The sequence below is a fragment of the Micromonospora sp. MP36 genome (assembly GCF_008119785.1).
In the GTDB taxonomy this organism is placed as follows: Bacteria; Actinomycetota; Actinomycetes; order Mycobacteriales; family Micromonosporaceae; genus Micromonospora.
The window spans coordinates 38,972-61,754 of record NZ_VSFA01000042.1; the positions used below are offsets into that span (position 1 = coordinate 38,972).

The 22,783-nt window shown below is 71.9% G+C and carries 23 protein-coding genes; 9 read left to right on the forward strand and 14 right to left on the reverse strand.

Translation table 11 applies throughout. From position 1 onward, the window contains the following. The first annotated feature begins 39 nt into the window (after positions 1-39). The 3 genes from FXF52_RS24225 (at position 40) to FXF52_RS24235 (ending at position 1,157) form a co-directional block, all read left to right on the forward strand. The gene (locus FXF52_RS24225) at positions 40-465 is read left to right on the forward strand and encodes a thioredoxin family protein (RefSeq protein ID WP_187413666.1); all 426 of its coding nucleotides are present in this window, start codon (positions 40-42) and stop codon (positions 463-465) included. Further along, entirely contained in the window at positions 465-668 is a 204-nt protein-coding gene (locus FXF52_RS24230; protein ID WP_148800416.1) for a rhodanese-like domain-containing protein, read from the forward strand. The genes FXF52_RS24225 and FXF52_RS24230 overlap by 1 nt, the downstream gene beginning before the upstream one ends. Before the next feature lie 75 nt (positions 669-743). Further along, entirely contained in the window at positions 744-1,157 is a 414-nt protein-coding gene (locus FXF52_RS24235; RefSeq protein ID WP_148800418.1) for a CBS domain-containing protein, read from the forward strand. A gap of 23 nt (positions 1,158-1,180) precedes the next feature. Here the strand turns inward: FXF52_RS24235 and FXF52_RS24240 are convergent, their stop codons facing one another. Next, complete coding sequence (locus FXF52_RS24240) at positions 1,181-1,516, reverse strand: TraR/DksA C4-type zinc finger protein (protein WP_187413667.1); 336 nt, start codon at positions 1,514-1,516, stop codon at positions 1,181-1,183. Positions 1,517-1,714: 198 nt separating this feature from the next. After that, a complete protein-coding gene (locus FXF52_RS24245) occupies positions 1,715-2,977 on the reverse strand; it encodes an FAD-binding oxidoreductase (RefSeq protein WP_148800422.1) in 1,263 nt (420 codons plus the stop codon). 132 nt (positions 2,978-3,109) lie between these two features. On the opposite strand from FXF52_RS24245, the gene FXF52_RS24250 reads away from it, so the two are divergent. Next, positions 3,110-4,666, forward strand: coding sequence for a CdaR family transcriptional regulator (locus tag FXF52_RS24250; protein ID WP_148800424.1), 1,557 nt, complete (start codon positions 3,110-3,112; stop codon positions 4,664-4,666). 36 nt (positions 4,667-4,702) lie between these two features. Here the strand turns inward: FXF52_RS24250 and FXF52_RS24255 are convergent, their stop codons facing one another. From FXF52_RS24255 to FXF52_RS24290, 8 genes are all read right to left on the reverse strand, one after another. Next, positions 4,703-5,515, reverse strand: a complete 813-nt coding sequence (locus FXF52_RS24255; protein WP_148800426.1) for a rod shape-determining protein — start codon at positions 5,513-5,515, stop codon at positions 4,703-4,705. 175 nt (positions 5,516-5,690) lie between these two features. Further along, on the reverse strand, positions 5,691-5,900 hold the full coding sequence (locus FXF52_RS24260) for a hypothetical protein (RefSeq protein WP_148800428.1): 210 nt from the start codon (positions 5,898-5,900) through the stop codon (positions 5,691-5,693). Positions 5,901-6,002: 102 nt separating this feature from the next. Beyond that, positions 6,003-7,454, reverse strand: coding sequence for an alpha/beta hydrolase (locus tag FXF52_RS24265; RefSeq protein ID WP_148800431.1), 1,452 nt, complete (start codon positions 7,452-7,454; stop codon positions 6,003-6,005). Between the two features lie 152 nt (positions 7,455-7,606). Then, positions 7,607-8,209, reverse strand: coding sequence for an MBL fold metallo-hydrolase (locus tag FXF52_RS24270; protein ID WP_148800433.1), 603 nt, complete (start codon positions 8,207-8,209; stop codon positions 7,607-7,609). A gap of 94 nt (positions 8,210-8,303) precedes the next feature. After that, positions 8,304-9,518, reverse strand: coding sequence for a Cmx/CmrA family chloramphenicol efflux MFS transporter (locus tag FXF52_RS24275; RefSeq protein WP_148800435.1), 1,215 nt, complete (start codon positions 9,516-9,518; stop codon positions 8,304-8,306). A gap of 287 nt (positions 9,519-9,805) precedes the next feature. Further along, a complete protein-coding gene (locus tag FXF52_RS24280) occupies positions 9,806-11,212 on the reverse strand; it encodes an aminobutyraldehyde dehydrogenase (protein WP_148800437.1) in 1,407 nt (468 codons plus the stop codon). 9 nt (positions 11,213-11,221) lie between these two features. Then, positions 11,222-12,664, reverse strand: a complete 1,443-nt coding sequence (locus FXF52_RS24285; protein WP_148800439.1) for an FAD-binding oxidoreductase — start codon at positions 12,662-12,664, stop codon at positions 11,222-11,224. Next, positions 12,661-13,947, reverse strand: a complete 1,287-nt coding sequence (locus tag FXF52_RS24290; protein ID WP_148800441.1) for a glycosyltransferase — start codon at positions 13,945-13,947, stop codon at positions 12,661-12,663. The genes FXF52_RS24285 and FXF52_RS24290 overlap by 4 nt, the downstream gene beginning before the upstream one ends. A gap of 117 nt (positions 13,948-14,064) precedes the next feature. Between FXF52_RS24290 and FXF52_RS24295 the strand changes: the two genes are divergently transcribed. Next, positions 14,065-14,715: a TetR/AcrR family transcriptional regulator gene (locus FXF52_RS24295; protein WP_148800443.1), complete on the forward strand. Its 651-nt coding sequence runs from the start codon at positions 14,065-14,067 to the stop codon at positions 14,713-14,715. A 30-nt stretch (positions 14,716-14,745) separates the two neighbouring features. On the opposite strand, the gene FXF52_RS24300 is transcribed toward FXF52_RS24295, so the two are convergent. From FXF52_RS24300 to FXF52_RS24315, 4 genes are read right to left on the reverse strand one after another with little or no spacing between them, the layout of a single operon-like run. Continuing rightward, the gene (locus tag FXF52_RS24300; protein WP_222870639.1) at positions 14,746-15,804 is read right to left on the reverse strand and encodes an ABC transporter ATP-binding protein; all 1,059 of its coding nucleotides are present in this window, start codon (positions 15,802-15,804) and stop codon (positions 14,746-14,748) included. Further along, positions 15,801-16,571 (reverse strand): ABC transporter permease, encoded by a 771-nt coding sequence (locus tag FXF52_RS24305; RefSeq protein WP_148800445.1) that lies wholly within the window; start codon positions 16,569-16,571, stop codon positions 15,801-15,803. The genes FXF52_RS24300 and FXF52_RS24305 overlap by 4 nt, the downstream gene beginning before the upstream one ends. Then, positions 16,564-17,487, reverse strand: a complete 924-nt coding sequence (locus tag FXF52_RS24310) for an ABC transporter permease (protein WP_222870640.1) — start codon at positions 17,485-17,487, stop codon at positions 16,564-16,566. Before FXF52_RS24310 ends, FXF52_RS24305 begins: the two co-directional genes overlap by 8 nt. Continuing rightward, positions 17,484-18,602: a spermidine/putrescine ABC transporter substrate-binding protein gene (locus FXF52_RS24315; RefSeq protein ID WP_222870641.1), complete on the reverse strand. Its 1,119-nt coding sequence runs from the start codon at positions 18,600-18,602 to the stop codon at positions 17,484-17,486. The genes FXF52_RS24310 and FXF52_RS24315 overlap by 4 nt, the downstream gene beginning before the upstream one ends. A 134-nt stretch (positions 18,603-18,736) precedes the next feature. Between FXF52_RS24315 and FXF52_RS24320 the strand changes: the two genes are divergently transcribed. The 4 genes from FXF52_RS24320 to FXF52_RS44155 form a co-directional block, all read left to right on the forward strand. Further along, a complete protein-coding gene (locus tag FXF52_RS24320; RefSeq protein WP_187413668.1) occupies positions 18,737-19,804 on the forward strand; it encodes an aminoglycoside phosphotransferase in 1,068 nt (355 codons plus the stop codon). A gap of 14 nt (positions 19,805-19,818) precedes the next feature. Beyond that, positions 19,819-20,796, forward strand: coding sequence for an SIS domain-containing protein (locus tag FXF52_RS24325; RefSeq protein ID WP_148800463.1), 978 nt, complete (start codon positions 19,819-19,821; stop codon positions 20,794-20,796). Positions 20,797-20,917: 121 nt separating this feature from the next. After that, a complete protein-coding gene (locus FXF52_RS24330; protein WP_148800449.1) occupies positions 20,918-22,522 on the forward strand; it encodes an NAD(P)/FAD-dependent oxidoreductase in 1,605 nt (534 codons plus the stop codon). Between the two features lie 179 nt (positions 22,523-22,701). Next, the coding region (locus FXF52_RS44155) for a helix-turn-helix domain-containing protein (protein WP_370518020.1) at positions 22,702-22,783 on the forward strand (82 nt) is incomplete at its 3' end.

Sequence of the window (22,783 nt, forward strand, 5' to 3'; positions counted from 1 at the left end):
TGGCAACCCTCGCGGCCCTGCTTGTCGGCGATAGGTGACGTGGTACAGACGCGGAAGCGGCGGGCGCCGGCTCGACCTGCACACGGCCGGGCGCAGGGCTTCGACGCGGAGCGGCCGGCCGCCGAGGAGAGGACGAGCGTGATCGAGGTGTGGTACTTCGACGGCTGCCCGAGCCACGAGGTCTTCATGCCGCACCTGCGGGCGCTGCTCGACGCCGCTGGGGTTGACGAGCGGATCCACGAGCGCGCCGTGGAGACTGACGTCGATGCCCAGGCGCACCGTTTCCTCGGATCACCGACGCTGCGGATCGACGGCGTGGACATCGACCCGACCGCCGGGCAACGCACGGATTACGGCCTGCAGTGCCGGCTCTACCCGGCCCCGGATGGTGTTCGCGGCACCCCGCCCGATGAGTGGATCCTGGCCGCCCTGCAGCGCCGGGGGTCGGCCTTGGCGGCCGACTGATGGCCGCCCGGATCGACTTGCCGCGGCTGCGGGCGTTGCTTGACGTGGGTGCCCAGCTTGTCGAGGTGTTGCCTGCGGCCGAGTACGCCGATCAGCATCTGCCCGGCGCGCTGAACATCCCGCTCAAGACCCTCAGCCCCGGCACGGCCGCTGGCCTCGACCGTACCCGCCCGATCGTCGTCTACTGCTGGGACGGCCTTTGAGACCTGAGTCCGCGAGCCGCGTGCCGGCTCGAAGCTCTCGGGTTCACCGACGTCTACGACTACGCCGCGGGCAAGGTGGACTGGCTCGCGCACAACCTGCCCACCGAGGGTGCCGCGGCCAGCGCTCCTACCGCGGGTAGTTGCCTGCGCCACAACGTTCCCACCGCCCGTCCCGAGGAGGCGCTCGCCACCGTTCGTGCCCGCGTCGACGCCTCCCCGTACCGGTTCGCCCTTGTTGTCGCCGGCGACCGTACCCTGCTCGGCCGGCTCCGGCACGCTGCCCTCGATGCCGCCTCCGGCACCGCCGTCCACGAAGCGATGGAGTCCGGCCCCTCGACGGTGCGTCCCCAGGTAGCGCTGGCCGCCGTCGAGTCGCACCTGCGTGCCCACCACCTCAGCTACGTGATCGTCACCGACCCGGAGGGCCGTTTGCTGGGTACGGTGCACCGAGAGGACCTGACCGGAGCGGCGGTCTCACGTTCTCGATGATGCGCGGGCGAGCGATGTGTCTGCTACGGGCGGCGCTGGTGGTCCGGTTGGGGTTGGCAGGTGGTGCAGAACCGGGCCGCCGGCCGAAGCGCCAGCAGTTCGATCGGGATGTCGTCGCGGCACTCCTCGCAGGTCCCGTAACGGCCCTGTTCCAGGTAGTGCAGGGCCCGGGCGATGTCGCCCAGCGCCCGGCGGGACGCGGCGGTCAACGCGGACGTGGCCGCTAGGTCCGTCTGCTCGCCGGGCAGCTGGCGGGCCTGCCGGGCCAGCAGCGCGAGCTGGGTGGTGTGCCGCTCGTACTGCTCCTCCAGGACGATCCGCAGCACACCTAGCTCGTCCTGCCTGCTCGTCACGTACACGATCAGTTCCTTCCGATAGCAAAACGCCAGCGGGCGGAGCGCTGTGGCGCTCCGCCCGCTGGTGCCGGTCACGTGTGCAGGTCTGCCCTCGTCGTGGCGGGCAGCGCGGCCGGGCTGCCCGCCGGGTCGGCGGCGCGGCGGTCGGCGTGACCGCGCCTCGGTGGCCGCAAACGACCGCCGAGGCGACGAGGTGACGGGTCAGCGCAGGGGGTCGAAGGGGTTCAGCTCCGCGGGCTGACGGCCGGTGATGATCTGCTCCGCGAGCAGGTTGCCGGTGAGCGGGCCGAGGGTGATGCCCCACATGCCGTGGCCGCCGGCGGCGAAGACCCGCGGTGACCTTGTCCGGCCGATCAGCGGCAGCCCGTCCGGGGTGCAGGGTCGCGCCCCGACCCATTCGTCGGTGCGGGCGTCCAGGTCGGCGCCGCGCAGCAGCGGTCGTGCCGCCTCGGCGATGGCGAGGATGCGGCGACGGTCCAGGGGTGCTTCGGCGCTGCGGAACTCCATCATGCCCGCGACGCGCAGCCGATCGCCCAGCGGCGTGCAGGCGACGCGCTGCGCCGGGAAGTAGACCGGACCGGACGGGACGTGCTCGATCGGGATGCTGAAGCTGTATCCGCGGCCGGCCTGCACGACGGTCTTGACCCCGAAGCGCCGGCCGAGTTCGCCGAGCCAGGTGCCGGTTGCCAGCACCACCGCGTCATAGCGCTCGTCCGCGCCGGCGGTGGTCACCACCCGGACCCCCGACCCCTCGTCGTGAAGGCCGACGACGGCCGCCCCGGTCACCAGCGACGCCCCCCGGGCGCGCACGGAGTCGGCGAGGGCGTGCACGTACTCCCCGGGGTTGATGAACCGTTGGCCGTGCAGGCGGATGGCGGCGCCGACCGTGTCGGACAGCGACGGCTCCACCTCGCGCGCCTCGGCCCCGGTCAGGACGTCGAACTCGATCTCCTGCCCGGCGGCGTGGATGTGCGCCAGTTCGTCGAGCAGGACCGACCGCTCGGCCTCGGTCCGGTACGCGGCGATGAACGACTTCGCCTCGTGCGTCATCGCCTCGACCCCGCCGGCCGCGAGGGCGTCGAACGCCTCGAACGCGCGCCGGTTCATCGGGATGTAGGCGTGCATGGCGGTCCGCCACTTGGCGGCGGTGCTGTGCCGTGTGAAGCCGGCCAGGAACCGCAGCAGCCGGGCGTCCGCGCGCGGCGGCACGTAGACCGGCGACGACGGGCTCAGGACGGCGCGCAGCCCGTAGCGGAGGACCGCCGGCTCGGGCAGGGGAGTGGTGATGCCGGGGGTGAGCCAGCCCGCGTTGCCCCAGGACGCGCCGGCCGCCACACCCGTACGGTCGAGCACGGTGACCTGGACCCCCCGTTCCTGCAGGAACCAGGCGGTGGCCAGCCCGACCATCCCCGCGCCGATGACGGCGACGCGCTGAGGGGCGGGCAGGGGCTCGATGGCGGGCATCGTTTGTCTCCTTCACGACTACGGGATCGGGCCCAATCCTGGCTGTGCCGTGCCGAGACGTCATTGTTTCGCCAGGCCAATGCTGGTCTGTGCGATTGGTCGAACCGAACAACGCCGAGGCACAATCTGGTCATGATCACCGTGGCTGGCACCGTGGACGCCGTCGGCGCGGCGCTGCTCAAGATCGTCGTGCCCGCCGGAGAGGCGGAGGTGCGCGACGTGACCCTCGCCGAGCTCGACGAGGCGCCGACCGGGCAGAGCGGGGACCTCGTGCTCGGGGCCGGCGTCGTCACCCCGGACCAGGCGCGCGCCGTGATCGAACGCTGCGCGGCCGCTGCGGCCGCCGGGCTCGTGCTCAAGCCGCCGCTGGCCGCGCACCCCGACGTGACGACGTACGCCGCCGAGCGCGAGGTGACCCTGGTCGAGCTGCAGAGCCACGGGTCGTGGGCCCAGCTGGTCTGGCTGCTCCGCGGGGTGATCGACAGGGCCGCCGCGCCCGGCTCCCCAGAGACCGGCGAGACCGGGGTGTACGACGAGTTGTTCGCCCTTGCCGACGCGGCCGCCGCCATCGTCGACGCGCCGGTGACGATCGAGGACGCCCAGTACCGGGTGATCGCCTACTCCTCGCGGCAGGACCGCACCGACCCGGCGCGCGTGTCGACGATCGTCGGACGACGCGTCCCCGGCGATGTGATCGCGCACTTCCGGACCCGCGGCGTGTTCCGCAAGCTCGCCACGGGCAGCCAGCTGATCTTCGTGCCGCAGGGCCCGGACGGGACGCTGCCGCGGCTCGTGATCCCGATCCGCGCCGGGGGTGAGCTGCTGGGCTCGATCTGGGCGGTCGTGGAGGGGCCGCTGCCGGACGAGCGGTTGCGCGATCTCCAAGGTGCGGCGTCCGCGCTGGCGCTGCACCTGCTCCGCCTCCGGGTGCAGGCCGACGTCGCCCGCCGGGTGTCGGCCGACCGGCTCCGGGCCGCCCTGCGGGCCCCCGCCCGCACCGGCCCCGAGGAGCTGGGCCTTCCCAAGGGGCCGTGGCGGGTCGTCGCGCTCGGGGCGCACGGCGGGACCGGGGAGATGGTGCACAACCTGGCCCTGTGGGAGTCGATCAGCCGCCGCCACGGCTGGCGCCAGCCGCTGCTCGCCGACGTCGGCGACGTCCTGTTCGCCGTCGTGGTCGACCAGGGCGAGACACCCGGCTCGTGGCGGTGGCTGGACCGCCTCATCCGCGACATCGCCGCACACGACCCGGGGCTGCGCGCCGCGTCCGGTGGCGTCGCCAGCGACCTGAGCGACCTGCCGCGATCACGCGCCGAGGCGGCGGAGGTGCTCGCCCTGCACGGCTCGGCCCGCCGGCGCGGCTCCGTGCTGCGGTTCGAGGACGTCTGGGCCGAGGTGGTCGTGCATCGCGTGGTCAGCACCGTGCCGGAGGGGGACCTGCTGATCGGCGGGCCGCTGCCCGACCTCGTCGCCCACGACCGGAAACACGGCACCGACTACGTCGCCACGCTCGCCGCCTGGCTCGAGCAGCAGGGCGATCCCAGGAAGGCCGCCCGGCAGCTGCACGTACACCCCAACACGCTCCGGCACCGCCTGCGCCGCCTCGCCGAGGTCGTGCACCTCGACCTCGAGTCGCCGCGCACCCGTCTGGCGCTGCAGATCCAGCTCGCGGCGCTGCGCCCTGGGCCCTGACCACCGGGTGTCGTCGCCGGTGGCCAGGATGCGGGGTCACTGCCCGAGCGGGCCGGGCGGGCCGTCCGTGGGTTGCTCGTGCCCGGCGGTCAGGAGCAGGGTGAGCCCCTGGATAGTGGCCAGCCGGACGTTCGCCGGCATGGTGACGGACCGGTTGGTGAGCGCGGCGAGGCGGGCGGCCACGCCGGAGATCGCCCCGCCGCCGGTGATCAGCAGCCGTCGGGGACCAGCCGGCTGCGACCGCGGGGTGAACCGGCGGACCACGGCGGCGATGGCGGGCACCTGATCCACCGCGTTGGCGACGTCGACCCGCTCCGCGTCGGTCACCGCGCCGCAGGCGACCCGGACCACCTCCGTACGGCCGTGGCCGATGTCGACGACGACCACGTCCTCGGCCCGGGCGAGGTCGATCCGGCAGGCGAGCGCCGCGGCCAGCGGTTCCTCCACCACGGTGACCCGGCCGCCCGTCGCCCGCCGGACGGCGGCCCGCACCAGGTTCTGCTGCCGCAGCGTCGCGGTGGCCGGCACCCCCACCAGCACCGGCGTGCCGGAGCGGCAGACCAGGTCGTTGACGGTGACCAGGACGCGCAGCAGATGTACACAGGCCGGGTAGTTGTCCATGACGCCGTCACGCAGCGGCCACACCAGGGGAGCGTCGCCATCGGCGGCACGGTCGAGGGCGGCACGGCCCACGGCCCGCCGCGAACCGGGCGGCCCCCAGGCCACCACCGTCGGCTCCTCGATCACCCGCCCGAGGGTGGGCGACCAGATCCGTACGCTCGACGTGCCCAGGTCGATGGCGAGCATGTGCCGCAGCCCGCGACGGGCGTACGCGCCCGGGGTCAGCATGTCACCACTCCTGTCGGGCACGGTGCCGGGCGTACGGCGACGCGTCGCATCATCGGTCTGGTCATCAAGCGCCGGCGGATCGGGCGATCGGCCGGCCGGCCGGCAGGGTGGCGCGTGGGCATGGTGTCTTCCAGGAATGGTGCCGGTCCGGGACCGGCAGGGTGTCGGGAGGAGGTCAGGCGATGCCGAGGGGACGCGGCGGCGCCCGATCGGCCGACCACGCCGGCACACATCCTGGGATCGACCGCTTCGCCAGCCGGAAGACGATGCACATTCCGGTGACGCGGTCGGTGGCGGACACCAGGGCGGCGAGCACAGTAGCCACGACGAGGATCGGCAGCCGGTTGCGCTGCTCGACCATGTGTCGCCCCTCCTGGACCCGCATCGAGACACCATAGCCCACCGCGCGGCAGTGCCCGCCCGCCCGAACGTCGTCGTGGCCGGGCGAGCACGTGCTCGGGTCATCCTGGCTTCGAGCGTCCTCGGATCAGGGCTCGACGGCCGGGCAGGTCGTGCCCGGGACAGGCGCCCGCGCAGAGATCAGGTAGTCGTCGACCACCCCGGTGGTGCAGGCGCTACGGGTGTACGCACCGTGGCCCCAGCCCTCGTACGTCACCAGCACCGCACGGTCGCCGAGTTGCCGCTGCACGTTCAACGCCCAGTGGTAGCCACTGGCCGGGTCGTGCCGGCTGTTGATCATCAGGAGCGGGGGCGTGCCGCGTACCGTCAGCCGATGCTGGGGATTCGCGACCGGCTGTGGCCAGCCGAGGCACGCGGCGGCCCCCCACAGGGACGCCGGATACCGCATGTCGGGTGCCACCCGGGCGGCCCGGCGCAGCAGGTCGGCGTACTGCCGGTAGTCGCGCACCGGGAGGCTCCAGTCGGCGCAGAAGGCCGCGGTGACCAGCGGCGGGAACGCCGCGACCGCCGCCGGACCGCCGGCGCTCATCACCGCGAGCCGGCCTGCCAGGTCCGCCCAGGCCGGCCCGGTGAACCCGCGGTGTGCGGTCACCACGAGGTCGAACGGGGTCACCGGGACGGCCGGGTCGGTGGCGTTACGCAGCTCGCCGCGCTCCGCGCGCGCCATCAGATCGGCCCAGACCGTCCGCACGTCCCGGCCGTGCAGGGCACAGGCGGTCGCGCGGTCGCACCAGGCCACGAACTCGTCGAACGAGTCCTGTACGGCGGCCGCCTGGGTGGTCACGAAGCCCCGGGTACCGAGGCTGTGGTCGACGGCGCTCTCCAACACCAGCGCCCGCACCCGCTGCGGGAACACCTCCGCGTACTGCTCGCCCAGCAGGGTGCCGTAGGAGCTGCCGTGGAACGTCAGCCGGTCCTCGCCCAGGGCGGCCCGGATCGCGTCCAGATCCCGCACCGTGCTGAGCGTGTCGGCGTGGTCGAAGACCGGCCCGGTCCGCGCCCGGCAGTCGTCTCGCAGCCGCCGGTTGTAGGCGAGCAGTGCGTCGAACTCGGCCTGGCTGGTCAGTACGGGCGACGGCCGGCCGGCGAGCAGCTCCGGCGAACAGACCACCGGGTTGCTGCCGCCCACCCCGCGCGGGTCGAAGCTGACGATGTCGAACCGGCGGCGCAGTTCGTCGCTGAACCGGCCGATGCCGGTCACCACCCGCGACACACCGGAGTCGCCCGGCCCGCCCGGGCCGAACACCAGCGTGCCGATGCGGGCCTGCGGGTCGGTGGCCGCGCGACGTGCCACGGCGAGATCGAACCTCGGCCCTGCCGGGTCGGCCCAGTCGACCGGTACGGACAGCGTGCCGCACTGGGCGGTGACGTCCTGCCCGCACGGAGCCCAGGCGATGGCCGGCGTCATGCCGGCGGCCGTGGCCGGCGGGGCCGCTCCGGCGGCACCGACCATGGCGGACAGGACACCAGCGGCGAGAATGGCGCCCCAGCGGACGCGGCGGGTGGGGGAACGTGTCATCGAGGTGCTCCCTGACTGGTGGGAAAACAAGCCATTCGATGGTCGTTTGGTGCCGAACGGTCAACATCCGGGAACACCCGGAAACCTTCCCCTACCTGCCGTCCACTCTGTCCTACGGGTGACGACGGCCAGTGCTCGACCGCGCCGGCAGGTCAGGCGGTCTCGCCGGCGGTGAGGTGGCGATAGCCCGGAACGGTCTCGGCGAGCCAGCCGGTGACACTGGCCAGCCCCCGCTCGTTGACCTGCGCGTCGTGAATCGTGTACGCGTGGCGCGGCCGGATCGCCCGGGCGAACTCGATCGCCTCGCCCAGGCGCATCCACGACGCCTGCCCGGGGATCAGCAGGGTCTGCACCGGCTCGTCCGGCACGTGCAGCGCGTCGCCCGGGTGGTAGAGGCCGTCGCCCACCAGGTAACCGAGGTTGGCGCAGCCGGGCTGGCCGTCGTGCACGGGCGCGTGCCGGCCGCCGACTGCCGTCACCGGGAAACCGGCGGCGGTGAACCGCTGCCCGACGCGGACCGGGGTCACCGGCAGCGGCGCCAGGTCGGGCAGCCGGGCGCCCTCCGGCGCGTACACGGGCACGCCGAGGCCGGCCAGCCGGAGCACGTCGACATGGTCGGTGTGCTCGTGCGTGACCAGCACGGCGTCCGCGCCCACGAGCGCGCGCGGCTCGCTCCAGGTGCCCGGATCGATCACCAGCACCCCACCGTCGTGCTCCACGCGTACGCAGGAATGGGTGTACTTGGTGATCCGCATTCCGGCAACCGTAGCCCGTCCTGCCCGTCGCCGGCTGACCGCCGCAGGCATGCCGTTCGCGCCAGCGGTCCGCCCCGGCTGAGGCCCGATGTCTTCACCTGCCGCCGGAGCAGGCGGCCTGGTTCGCTCCGTCACCGGCCTGCCTCGTTGGTCGGCCACTCGCGACCACCCGCCTGAAGGGCAGGGCGAGGAGCAGTGCCACCGCAACCAGGACACTGCTCGCCCAGACCGGACCAAGTTCGGCGGCACCGGTGTCCAGTGTGGCCGCGGCGATGAGTGGCCCTGCCGCGGCACCGACGTTGAGCGCTGCGGTGGCGTACGAGCCGGCCATGGTCGGGGCTCCTGCGGCCTCGTACAGCACGCGGGCGATGAGCGTGCTCCCGAGCGCGAACGAGAGCGCCCCCTGGACGAAGGCAAGGACGAGCAGGGCACCTGGTTGGGTGGCGGAGACGGCCAGGGCGACCCAGCCGAGCAGCAGAAGGGGGCCGCCGACGCCAACGACGAGACCGGGGCGATGGTCCGACAACCGTCCGGCGGTGGTCACGCCGACGAAGGAGCCGAGTCCGAACAGCACCAGCACGACAGGAACCCAGAGGGATCCCAGTCCGGCGGCGTCGGTGACGACGAGGGCGAGGAAGGTGAAGGTGCCGAACGTTGCCGCATTCACCAGCGCCCCCAGCAGCATGACGAGGACCAGTCGCGGACGCCGCAGCTGAGCGAGCTCACCCCGAAGGGCCGGTCCGGTCGGCTCGTCCGGCCGTCCCGGCTGTGCGGGGATGCCGCGCAGCACGCCGAGGGCCGCGGGCAGGCACAGCAGGGCCACCGTCCAGAAGGTGGCGCGCCAGCCCAGCAAGGTACCCAACAGGGCGCCACCGGGAACCCCGGCGATGGTGGCGACGGTCGTGCCGGACAGCAGCACAGCCAGGGCGCGGCCCTTCCGGTCCGGTGGGACCAGCCCAGCGGCAGCCGTGAGTGCGACCGCCAGGAATCCCGCGTTCGCGAGCGCCGCGACGACCCGGGTCACCAACAGCACGGCGAAGCTCCCGGTGACGGCGCCGACGACATGCGCCGCCAGGAACAGACAGATGAATCCGAGCAGGGTCGAGCGTCCCGGCCAGTTGCGGGCGAGCGCCGCCATCAACGGGGCGCCGACGATCATGCCGATCGCGAAGGCCGAGGTGAGCAGACCCGCGGTTCCCACGGGAACGTCGAGATCCGCGGCGATGTCCGGCAGCAGGCCGGCGAGCATGAACTCTGAGGTGCCCATGGCGAAGATGGCCACGGCAAGCAGGTAGAGCGGGAGAGGCATCGGGTGACTCCGAGGTGATGAGAAATCGGATGAGACGTCTCGTCACCGCGGTCAGCGGCCCAGGGCAGCTCCTGTCATCCCGCCATTGATGCGGGCGGACAGGACTGCGACTTCAGTGGTTCAGGGGGCTGACGGGTGACCGAAAGCCCCCACCCTGGATGCCTCTGGGCTCGACATGGCCCACACGATACTCAACCCACCCGATCCCGGGCACCTGGTTTCTTCCGCGGCAGGAGGCGACGTGTCAGGCACGCGCTCGCGTCGCCTCCGCCGTGGCCGCTCGACGGTCAGGCCGGCCGGAAGGAGTCGCGGGCGGCGGGCGCCGCGTGCTTGATCATCAGGTGTCGGGTGACCGAGTACTCCGCTACGGCCTCCTGGCTCATGTCCTTGCCGAAGCCGGACCCTTTCACCCCGCCGTGCGGTGCCTCGGAGGCGATCGGCAGGTGGTCGTTGATCCAGGTGACGCCGACGTCGAGGCGGTGGCTGACCCGCAGGGCCCGCGCGACGTCGCGGGTCCAGACCGAGGAGGCGAGGCCGTACTGGCTGTCGTTGGCCAGCCGGACCGCGTCGTCCTCGTCGTCGAAGGGAAGCACCACGACGACCGGCCCGAAGACCTCGCCCTGCACGATCTCGCTGCGCTGGTCGGCGCCGACGACCAGGGTGGGGGGAAAGAAGAACCCGGGCCCGTCCGCGGGCGAGCCGCCGAGCGCGATGGTGGCGCCGTCGGTTGCCGCGCGGGCCACGAAGTCCGCCACCCGGCGGCGGTGGTCGGCCGAGATGAGCGGACCGATGTCGGTCTCGGTCGACCAGGGGTCGCCGGTGCGTACCTTCGCCAGCGTCGCCTCGAGCGCGCCGACCGCGTCCTGGTAGGCGGACCGCTGGACGTAGACCCGGGTGGCGGCGGTGCAGTCCTGGCCGGTGTTGTACGTCGCGCCCATCGCCACGCCGATCGCCATCTCGGACAGGTCAGCGTCGTCGAAGACGACTGCTGGCGCCTTCCCGCCGAGTTCGAGGTGCACTCGCTTGAGCCCGGGCACCGCGCCGCGCATCACTTCCCGGCCGGTCCTGGTCGATCCGGTGACGCTGACCATGTCCACGCCCGGATCCGTGACCAGGGCGGTTCCCACGTCGGCGCCACCGGTGACGACCTGGACCAGACCCGCCGGCGCGCCCGCTTCCTCGATCAGCCGCGCCAGCGCCAGGGTGGTGCGGGGCGTCTGTGGCGCGGGCTTGATCACCACCGCGTTACCGGCCGCGGCGGCCGGGCCGATCTTCCAGATCGCCATGATGAGCGGGAAGTTCCAGGGCGCGATCGAGCCGATCACGCCGACGGGCCGGCGCACCAGCAGGGACGTGTAGCCGGCGGACAGGGTGCCCGCGCCCGTCCCGTCCAGCGAGCGGGCCGCGCCGGCGAAGAACCGCAGGTTGTCCACGCCGAACGGCAGTTCGCCGTCGCGCATGACCGACGCCGGTTTCCCGGTCTCCTCGACCTCCAGGCGGGCCAGGTCGTCCGCGTCCCGTTCGACGAGGTCGGCCAGGCGCAGCAGGACCCGCGAGCGTTCCGCCGGGGTGGCCTCGCGCCACTGCTCGAACGCGGTCCGCGCGGTGGCCACCCGCTTTGCGACGTCTGCGGTGTCCGTGTCGGCGACTTCGCCGGTGACGGCGCCGGTCGCGGGGTTGGTGAGTACGGCCACGGTCGCTCCTCAGCTGTTGAAACCGACACCGAAGCGGTCCAGGAGCCGCAGCCACGGCCCCCGGCGCCCGTCGTGCGCGTCCGCCGCGGCGAGCGCCCGGCGGGTCACCTCCACCACCGGGTATCGCAGCGGCTCCGGCGGGAACGGCACCGGCCGGCGCCGGACCATCTGGAGCCGGGTCCGGTCGGTCTCCCGCCCGGCCAGCAGATCCAGCGCCACCTGCGCGCCGAAGCGGGACGCGGCCACGCCGAGTCCGGTGTAGCCGACGGCGTAGGCGATCCGCCGGTCGCGGGTGGTGCCGAAGATCGGGGTGAATCGGGTGGTGGAGTCGATCACCCCGCCCCAGCGGTGGGTGAACCGGATCCCGTCGAGCTGGGGGAAGGTCTGCGCGAAGTGCTCGGCGAGCAGCAGGTGGGTGGCGTCGCGCTGGTCGAGGGCCGGGTCCACCCGGTTGCCGAACCGGTAGATGGCGTCGTAGCCGCCGAACAGGATCCGGTTGTCGTCGGTGAGGCGGTAGTAGTGGAACTGGTTACCGGCGTCGGTGACGCCCTGCGCCTCGGGCCACCGCAGCTGGCTCCGCTGTGCGTCGCTGAGCGGCTCGGTGACGAGGACGTAGTCGTAGACCGGCAGGATCCAGTGCCGCAGTCGCCGCAGCGGCGGGGGGTAGGCGTTGGTCCCGATGACCACCTGGCGACAGGGGACGGATCCGCCGGTCGTCCGCACCACGACCCCGCTGCGGGACCGGTCGAAGCCGGTGACCCTGGTGTCCTCGTGGATGGTCACCCCGAGTGACTCGGCGAGGCCCGCCAACCCCCAGGCCAGCCGGGCCGGGTCGACCAGGCCGCCGGCGCCGCGCAGCCGCACGCCCGCCAGGTAGGTGGGGGAGGCCACGTCGGCGCGTACCTGGTCGGCGTCGAGCAGCGTCACGTCGTCGCCGTACGCCCGGTGCAGCTCGGCCAGGGCGGCGAGTTCGGCCACCTGGTGCGGGGCGACCGCGACGGTGGTCTTGCCGCACAGCCGCAGCCCCGCGTCGATGCCGAACCCCCGCACGGTCTCGGCGATCGCGGCGAGGTTCTCCCGGCCGAGACGGACCAGCGACTTCATCTCGGTGGGCCACCGTGATCGGCCGTGGGACAGCCCGTGGGTGAGCGAGTCGGCGACGAACCCGCCGTTGCGCCCGGAGGCGCCGAAGGCGATCCGCTCGGCCTCCACCAGCATCACGTCGGCGGCGGGGTTGTCCTGTTTGGCCAGGATGGCGGCCCACAGGCCGGTGAAGCCGCCGCCGATCACCACCAGGTCGGCGGTGCGGGCGCCGGTCAGCCGCGCCCGCGGTGCCGGCCGGTCCGGACGGTCGGTCCAGAAGCTGGCCGGCGCCGCGTCGGCGATCGCCTGCCGGGCCCTTGCCCGCGCCGCGGTGGCGGCGCGGGCCGGTGGTGCGTACCAGTTCGTCAACGACGTGCGCCCAGCCGTTCGATCGCGTCGGCGGCCTGGCGCAGGCCGTCGGCGGCCCGGATCGCCGTTCCGTGCGCCGAGAGCCGGCTGCGCAGGTCCTCGTCGCCCAGCAGGCGCTCGATGGCATCGTGCAGCTGGTCGTCGGTGAACCGGTAGGGGTCCAGGCGCACTCCGAAGCCGAGCTCGTCGACCCGCTGGGCGTTGTCGTACTGGTCCCAGAACAGCGGCAGCACGATCATCGGTTTGCCGAAGTGGAGCGACTCGGTGGTGGTGTTGTTGCCGCCGTGGGTGATGACCAGGTCGGCCATGGGAATGATCTTCGTCTGCGGCACGAACTCCGCACCCCACATGTTCTCGGCGAGGTCGATCTCGGCGTGCAGCGGGCCCTTGGACACGATGTAGCGGTGCGGCGTCTTGGCCAGCGAATCGATGACCCGTCGCATCAGCTCGACGTCGGCGGAGCCGAGCGAACCGAGGCTGAAGTAGATCAGCGCCCCGTCCCGGTCGGCGAGTTCCGCCGGCAGGGTGAACTCCTCGTCGGTCTCGCGGACCGACGACTCGAGCCGCTGCCAGGTCGGGCCGAGCGGCCGCGCGTCGGTGTAGTCGGCGATGCCCGGGTAGACGTAGAGGTTGAGGTCGCCTTCGTGGATGAACTCGAGGTCGGGCAGGCCTGGCGCGCCCTGCTCGCGTACCCAGGCGTCGAACTCCTCCCACACGGGACGGTGGACGCGATCGTACTCGGCTCGGAACGCCGCCCAGCCCGACCGGTCCGCGGCCGGGTATCCGGAGAAGACCGGGGCGATGTCCGGGCCCTTCATCTCCAGCGGGTTGCAGGAGACGATCCGGACGAAGGGCACCCCGGCGGTGTTGAGCGCGGGGAAGGCGACGACGTTGTCCTCGACGATGATGTCCGGCCGTACCCGGTCGATGATGTCCAGCAGCCGGGGCTGGCAGTACTTCGCGCCGTTGATGAGCTCGACCCAGACCGGCTTGACCCAGGTGTCGAGCTGCTGGATCGTCGGCTTGCGGAACTCGGGCGCGGTGTCGCGGATGAAGTCCTTCCAGAACTGGCCGGCGTCCTGTTCCTCGGCGTTCTCCGGCGGCGGGGCGAGGTCGACGAGGTCCTCCTCGAAGCCGAGCGCGGTCAGCTTGCCCCGCCACGACGCCTCGGCCGCGAACACCACCCGGTGCCCGCGTCGGCGCAGCACGTCGCCGATGCCGATGCAGTTGTTGGTGGGGCCGTACGCGCTCTCGGGCATGAACAGGACCGTCAGCTGAGACATCGACTCTCCCGGGGGTGACTGTTGAATCGAAATTCAACAAGGTCCTCGGTCGGCCGTCAATACGCAGGGACTATGGTGTTGGGGAGAGTGTTGACGTCGTACCTCGGATCGGTGCCCATGAAGACCCGCAAGTCCCGCGCCCAGCGCCGCCAGGACCTCATCGAGGCCGCGCGCCGGGCCATGCTCCAGCACGGGACCGACACGGTGCTGCTCAACCAGGTCGCCGAGCAGGCGGGGCTCACCTCCGGCGCGGTCCTCTACCACTACCCGGACCTGCGGGACCTGCTGCTGGAGGCGCACCACGCCGGCATGGAGCGCTTCTACGAGCTGCGGGTGAAGCGGATCGCCGACATCGCCGACCCGGTACGGAAACTGGTGGTGACCATCCGCTCCGGACTGCCCACCGACGCCGAGGACGCCGACGTGCGGCTGCTCTGCGAACTCGGCGGGGCGGCCGGCCGTAACCGGGTCTACGCCGCCCTGCTGACCACGCTCTACGACCGGCAGGTCTCCATGTACCAGACGATCCTCGAACTCGGCGCGGCCCAGGGCGTGTTCACCCTCGCCGCGCCGTCACTGACCGTCGCCCGCAACCTGGTGGCGCTCGAGGACGCCTACGGCTACCGGATCGTGGCCCGGCACCCGACCCTGCACGCCGCCGAGGCGGTCGAGCTGATCCTGTCGTACGCCCGGCTGGTCACCGGCAACCCCCTGGACGTACCCGAGGAGCCGGCCAAGCCCCCGCGCGCCCGCAGGGCCACCGCGTAGCGCGGCCGGGGACGGCATGGCGCCTGCCGGTCAGGTCCGGTCGAGCAGCACGGCGTCGCTGCCCGACCAGTCCACCCGGGTCTTGTCACCGACTCCCACCGCGGCCGCGCCAGCGACCGTGGCCAGCAACGGCCGATCCAGCCCGGTCACGTCCACCGCCACCCGCGTGGTGCCGCCGAAGAAGGTCACATCGCGTACCACCCCGACCAGGACACCGTCGGCGCCCAGCCGCACCCGCTCGGGACGCACCGCCAGCGTCGCGGTGGCCCCGACGGCGTCCGGGGCGGCGGGGCAGGGCAGCAGCCCGACGTCCGGCACCCGCAGACCCTCGGTGGTGACGACCCCGGTGACCAGGTTGTTGGCCCCGATGAAGTCCGCCACGAACAGGTCGGCGGGCCGCTCGTACAGGGGCACCGGCGCGTCGACCTGACGCACCCGGCCCTCGCTCATCACGGCGATCCGGTCGGCCAGCGACATCGCCTCCTCCTGGTCGTGGGTGACGACCACGAAGGTGATGCCGACCTCGTGCTGCAACCGCTTGAGCTCCAGCTGCATCTCGGCGCGTACCTTCTTGTCCAGCGCGGACAGGGGCTCGTCGAGCAGCAGCAGCCGGGGCCGCTTCACGATCGCCCGGGCCAGCGCGACGCGCTGCCGCTGGCCGCCGGAGAGCTGGTGGGGCCGGCGCCGGGCCAGGCCGGTGAGACCGACGGTGGCGAGTACGGCGTCCACCCGCTCGCGGATCTCCCGCTTCGGCACCCGGTCCCGCTCCAGCCCGTACGCGATGTTCTTTTCCACGCTCATGTGCGGGAACAGCGCGTAGGACTGGAACATCAGGTTGACCGGCCGCCGATGCGGGGGCACGGCGAGCAGGTCGTTGCCGTCAAGGGTCACCGACCCGCTGTCGGGATGCTCGAAGCCGGCGAGGATCCGCAGCAGGGTGGTCTTGCCGCAGCCGCTCGGGCCCAGCAGGGCGAAGAACTCGCCCTGGCGGATCTCCAGACTGACCTGTTCCAGGGCCTGGACGTCGCCGAAGCGCCGACTGACGGACTTGATGCTGACCAGGGGTTCGCCGGCGTGATGGTCGCTCACAGGGACTCCGTTAGTCGGGACAGGCGCTGGGCCGCGATGACGAACGTGAAGCTGACCGCCAGCAGCAGCGTGGCCAGGGCGTTGATCTCGGGGGTGACGCCGAAGCGCACCATCGAATAGATCACGATGGGCAGCGTCGGATCCTGCGGACCGGCGGTGAAGAAGGCGATGACGAACTCGTCGATGGACAGCGAGAAGGCCAGCAGCGCACCGGCGATGATGCCCGGGGCGAGCGACGGCAGCGTGATCCGGACGAAGGTGTGCGCCGCCGTGGCGCCCAGGTCGCGGGAGGCCTCCTCCAGCGACCCGTCGACGTGGGCCAGCCGGGTGCGGACCACGGCCGCGACGAAGGCGGTGCCGAACACCGTGTGCGCCAGCAGGATCGAGTGCAGGCCGAGCGTGAACTGAACGGCGGTGTAGAAGGCGAGCAGCCCGATGGCCAGCACGATGTCGGGCAGCACCGCCGGCGCCACGGCGATCGCGTCGAGCAGCTTCGACCGCGTGTGCCGGGCGAGGCCGACGGCGAGCAGGGTACCGAGCACCGTGGACAGCGCGGTGGCGCCGGCCGCGACGACCAGCGTGTTGATCAGCCCTTCGCGGATCGCCCGGTCGGCGAACAGCCGCCCGTACCAGGCGGTGTCGAACCCGTCCCACCGGTACGGGGTGTCGGCGGCGTTGAACGACATGACCACGAGGACCACGATCGGCAGGTAGAGGAAGAGGTACGTCAGGCCCGCCGGGACGTAGAGCCAGCTGAACCTACGCACGGTTGCCCCCCGACAGCCGTCGCGCCGCCCATGCCTGCGCCATGAGCAGCAGCACGAGCAGCGCGATCACGATGAGCGCGAGGGTCGAGCCGAACGGCCAGTCCCGCGCCTTGAGGAACTGGTCGCGGATGAGGTTGCCGACCATCACCGTCCGACCGCCGCCGAGCAGTTCGGGGATGACGAAGTTGCCGAGGCTGGGCACGAACACGAAGACGCAGCCGGTCAGCACGCCGGGCAGGGTCAGCGGCAGGGTCACCGACCAGAACGTCCGGGCCGGCCGGGCGCCCAGGTTCGCCGACGCCTCGCGCAGTTGGGGGTCGAGCCGTTCGATCGCCGAGTACAGCGGCAGGACCATCAGCGGCAGGTAGGCGTAGAGCAGGCCGCCGACGACGGCGCCGGGGGTGTAGAGCAGCTCCAGCGGCCGGTCGATCACGCCGACCCCGGTCAGCGTCCGGTTGATCACGCCCTCGCTGTTGAGCAGGATGATCCACGCGTAGGTGCGGATGAGGAAGTTGGTCCAGAACGGCAGGACCACGAGGACGAGCGCCACCGTGCGCCAGCGGCGGGGGAGCCGGGCGATGAGGTACGCGGTCGGGTAGCCGAGCAGCAACGCCAGCAGCGTGGTGAGCCCGGCCAGCTTCACCGAGGTCCAGACGACGCCGAGGTAGAGCCCGTCGGCGACCCGGGTGAAGTTGTCCGCCGACGCCTCGTACACGATGCCGCCGAAGCGGCCCCGGTGGAACAGCGTGTAGCTGAGCACGAGCGCCAGCGGCACGAGCATGAAGACCACCAGGTAACCCAGCCCGGGCCCGAGGGTGGCCAGTCGCCCGGCGAGCCGCCCCCGACGGGCGGCGCGCCGCCCGCGCGGACCGACGTCCGCGCGGGCGGCGCGTTGGGGGGCGAGAGTAGAGCTCACTTGCTGGCCGACACCTCGGTCGCGATCCGGGTGTACGCCGGCGCGGCGTCGCCCAGGTCGACCGGGACCTCTCCCTTGAGCAGTTCGGCCGGGGCCATCTTCAGCTGCGGGTGGGTGCCCAGCAGCTTGGCGTCGACCTTGGCCATCGCGGCGGCGTTCGGCACCTTGTAGAGGATGTTCTCGGCGGCCCAGGAGTGGTTTTCGGGGTCGAGGATGTAGTTGATGAAGGCGTGCGCCGCCTCCTTGTTCTTCGACGTCTTCAGGATCACCATGGTGTCCACCCAGAGGTCGCTGCCCTCCTTCGGCACCACAAACTTGATCTTCGGGTCGTCGGTGGGGCACCAGCCGTCCCACGCCTCCACCAGGGCGGCCTCGCCGGACTTGAGCCGGTCACCGAAGGTCGTGTCGTCGTAGGCCAGCAGCGACTTCTTCGCGGTGAGCAGCCGCTGCTTCACCTGCTCCAACTGGTCCGCATCGGTGGTGTTCGCCGAGAAGCCGAGCGTCTTCTGCGCCGGGAGCATGAGCCACCGCTCGGTGGCCATCATGGTCACCTTCTTGGCCAACTGCGGCTTCGGCGACAGCAGGTCCTCCCAGCTGTCCGGGGTGTAACCGGTCAGGTCCGTGCGGTAGCACAGCCCCGTCGTGCCCCAGGTGTACGGCACGGAGAACTTGTTGCCCTTGTCGTACGCCAGCTGCCCCGCCTCCGGGTAGAGGTTCTTGACGTTGGGCACGAGATCGGTGTGGATCGGCTCGAGCAGGCCCTGCTCGGCCAGCGCCTGGGCGAACTGCCCGGAGACGAACGCGACGTCAATGCCGCTGTCCGCGCCGGCGGTCAGCTTCGCCATGATCTCCTCGTTGGTGGCGTGCTTGGTGACCGTGACCGCCGGACCCTTCGCCGCCTTGAACTTCTCGGGAAGATCCTCCGGCATGTAGCCGTCCCAGTTGGAGACCGTGAGCTTCTGCTTGCTCAGGTCGGCGTTCGGGTCGAGGGCCTCCGGGCTCGCGGCGCCGGCGTTGTCGGCGCCACCACCGCACGCCGCCAGGGCGAGCACGAGGCCCGCGGCGAGGGCGGCCGGGACGGCGGCACGCCGGGGACTTCTGAACAGCAGCAACACTCGCCACTCCTGTCGGGGAGTCGAGACAGTGAACCGGAGTGTTGCAATGCGCGTCAACGTACGCAAGACTCAGCCCGCCTTTCGTAGCTGAGTTTTTACGTCGGAACCTGAACTTGGATTCAACAGACACCCGAGTGTCGCCCGGTGCCTCGGCCACGCTCGTCGAGACCCTCGCCACCGGTGGCGCAGTCCCCGGAATGCGGGTGCGCCGCTTCGTCCCACTCGCCCGCGGCCCCCTCGGAGAACGGCCGATCACCGCCGACCAGACCAACACCTCGGTCGTGGTGGGCGAGCGCGTGGTGGTCAAGTGGATGCGCCCGGATGGTTCTCCCGACCGCGCTCCCGACCTGCTGGCGCACCTGGCGGCGGCGGGCTTCACCCGGACCCCCACGCCGTACGCGGCCATCTACCGGGACGAGCCGGACGGGGGACTGGCGGCAGTCGTGACCGGCTTCCTGCCGGACGCCGCCGACGGCTGGGACTGGTGCGTCGACGCCCTGCTCGACCAGCTCGCCGGGGGACCACCGGCCGACCTGGCCGGCGACCTCGGGGTGCTGGCCGCCGAGCTGCACTGCGCCCTGGCCACCCCGTCCGACACCATCCCGGCACCCGTGGCGGTCAGCCACCGGGACTGGGCGACCGACGGCCTCGCCGTCCTCGACCAGGCGCGCCAGCTCGTCGCCGCCGCCGACCACGAGGATGCCCAGTGGCTGACCGACCGGCTGCCCCGACTCGCCGCCGACATCTGGCGGTCCGACGAGGTCGACCGGGCATACGTCATCCCACCGCACGGCGACCTGCACGTGGGACAGGTGCTGCGATGGCGCGGCGGGCTCGCGGTGACCGACTTCGACGGCAATCCGACCCTCGCCGCCCCCGACGGTGCCACCCTCACCGAGCCGACCGCGCGGGACGTAGCGCAGCTGCGGACCAGCCTGCTGCACGTCGGGCAGATCGCCAACCGGCGGACCGAGGGCCGGCACCGATCCGCAGTGACCGACTGGTGCCAGCGCGGCGTCGACGAGCTGCTCGCGGCCTACCTCCGCACGCTGCGCGAGCACGGCATGGCGCACCTGTTCGACGAGCGGCTGCTCCGGCCGTTCGAGGTCGAGCAGGAGTGCCGCGAGCTGTGCTACGCCGCCCGCTTCCTGCCCCGCTGGCGGTACGCCCCGATGGGCGTCCTGCGCGGCTGGTACGACTAAGAACCGAGGAGATCATGGACCCGCGCCTGTTCCTGGCCGACCTGGAAGCCAAACCGGAGTCGCTGCGCCGCCTGGCCGCGACGCTCGCCGACGGCGACGCCTGGCACGGGCTGCCCGACCGGGTCGAGCGGGTGCTCCTGCTCGGGATGGGCAGTTCCCGCTACGCGGCGGATATGGCCGCGCTGCGGCTACGCGCCGTGGGCGTCGACGCGGTCGCCGAGTACGCCTCGGCCGCCACCGGCTGTCCGCCCGGGCCGCGGACCGTGGTGGTCGCCATCTCCGCCACCGGAACCAGCCAGGAGACCCTCGACGCCGCCGGCCGCTACCAGGGGGCGGGCCCACTCGTCGCCCTGACCAACATGCCGGACTCGCCGCTGGCGAACCTCGCCGACCTCGTCGTCCCGATGCACGCCGGCGTCGAGGCCGGCGGGGTGGCCTGCCGGACCTTCCAGCACACCCTGGTGCTGCTGCTGGACCTGGTGGCGCGCCTGACCGCGCAAAAGGACGTCGCGGGTCTGGCCCGGAGGGACGTCGTGGATCTGGCCCGACGCGCGGCCGACGCCACCGAGGATCTGCTCACCCGCCGGGACGAATGGCTGCCGACGGCCGCCGCACTCCTCGACGGCCCGCACGGCATCTACACGCTCGCGCCGGTCGAGCGGCTCTCCTCGGCCATGCAGTCGGCGTTGATGGTCCGCGAGGGTCCACGCCGTCCCGCCGACGGGTGCGAGACCGGTGACTGGTCCCACGTCGACGTCTACCTCACCAAGACGCTCGACTACCGCGCCCTGCTCTTTCCCGGCTCCCGCTACGACGCACCGGCACTGGACTGGCTGCGGCAGCGGGAGGCGACGGTGCTCGCCGTCGGCGCCGAGGTGGCCGGCGCAGCCGCGGCGATCCGCTACCGCGGCGACGACGAGCCCGGCGTACGCCTGCTCACCGAGACGCTGGTCGCCGAGCTCGTGGCCGCCCGGTGGTGGGTCGGGTCCTGAAATCGAGATCAGCCTCGATGGGGTGCTGCATCACTGGCCAGTGAAGTTCTTGACTGCCTAACTGAATCCGGCTTTAAATTGCGGGCACGCCAGCGAAGGCGTTCGCGACCGGAGGTCAGTCATGAGATCCAGAGGTCGAACACCACTCACCAGCCGCCTGCGTGCCACCCTCGCCGCCCACGCCGAATCCGAACGGACCGGCATCCCGGTCGACGAAGTCATCGAGATGCGCGCCGCCGGGCTGTCCCGCCGCACGCTGCTCGGCGCCGCCGCCGTCGGGGCCGCCGCCGTCGCCTCGGCCGCCGGCCTGCCCCGTCCCGCCGCGGCCGCCGCGCCCACCCCGCCACCGTCTATCACCATCGTGGGCGCGGGCCTGGCCGGCATCCGCGCCGCCCACTGGCTCTACAAGGTCAAGGGCATCCGGGCCGCCGTCTACGAGGGCAGCTCCCGGATCGGCGGCCGCTGCTTCAGCCTGCGGAACTTCTTCGACGACGGCGTCGTCGTCGAGCACGGCGGCGCGTTCATCAACACCGAACACAACACGATCCGCAACCTCGCCAACAGCCTCGGGCTCAGCCTCCGCGACGTGGCCGGCGGCAACCAGCCACCCGGCGGGGACAAGTACTGGATCGACGGGGCGGACTACCCGTACAGCGCGGCGAACGCCGACTGGGGCCAGGTCTACCAAGCGTTCAGGTCGGCTCAGCAGGCCGCGCCGTGGCCGCAGACCTACAACAACTACACCGCGGCGGGCCTGGCGCTGGACAACCAGACCGTCAACCAGTGGCTCGACGCCAACATCCCCGGTGGTCTGTCCAGCCGCTTCGCCAAGCTGATGCAGAGCAACGTCGTCGCCGAGTACGGGATGGACCCAGACCAGCAGTCGGCGCTCAACCTCATCTACCTGCTCGCCTGGAACTCGCAGAACTCGCTCAACCCGCTCACCGGGGGCGACGAGAAGTACACCATCATCGGCGGCAACGACCAGCTGCTGACCGCCATGGTCGCCCAGCTGCCGGCCGGCACCGTGACGCTGGACCGCAAGCTGGTGGCGGTCAAGGCGAACGCCAACGGCTCGGTGACCTGCACCTTCCAGGCCGGGAACACGTACACGGACGTGACCTCCGACAAGGTCATCCTCGCCCTGCCCTTCACCATGCTGCGCGAGTGCGACCTGTCCAGAGCCGGGTTCTCGACCGTGAAGATGCGCTCCATCAACGAGTTCGACCTGGGCAGCAACGCCAAGGTTCACGTCCAGTTCACCCGGCGACCCTGGGTGGCGCAGGGCTACGGCGGCGCCACCTACACCAACGTGACCGGATTCCAGTGCGCCTGGGACGACACGGTCAACCAGCCGACCACCACCGGCGTGATGTGTGAGTTCCCTGGCGGCAGCCAGACGACGGCGTGGACCGGCGCGCCGTTCGGCACCGCACCGGCCGCCCAGGTCACGTCCTTCCTGACCCAGCTGGAAACCATCTACCCGGGCGTTACCGCCGCCTACAACGGCAAGGCCTACCGGGATGCCTGGCCGCTCAACCCCTGGTCGAAGGGCGCCTACTCGTGCCCCAGGCCGGGCCAGTACACCCGCTTCTTCGGCATCGAAGCCGCCCGCGAAGGCAACATCCACTTCGCCGGCGAGCACACCTCGACCGAGTACTTCGGCTATCTCAACGGGGCCGTCGAATCCGGCGAGCGCGCCGCCAAGGAGGCCACCGCCCCGTAGCCGGCGGGACGCGCGATGGTGCTGCCTCAACGGGGGTGCCACCCGAGGGCATGAGGCAGCCCACTCATCGGAATTGCGGCGTGGAAAGCCGGCCGTTCAGGGCCGGGAGGAAACGCCGCCCCCTTCCCTTGGGATGAGTGTCGTACATGGACGGTAACTTGTGAGGCGTGGGTGGGGTGGTGAAGCGGGCGTACAAGTACCGCTTCTATCCGTCTCCTGAGCAGGCTGAGCTGTTGAACCGGACGTTCGGGTGTGTGCGTC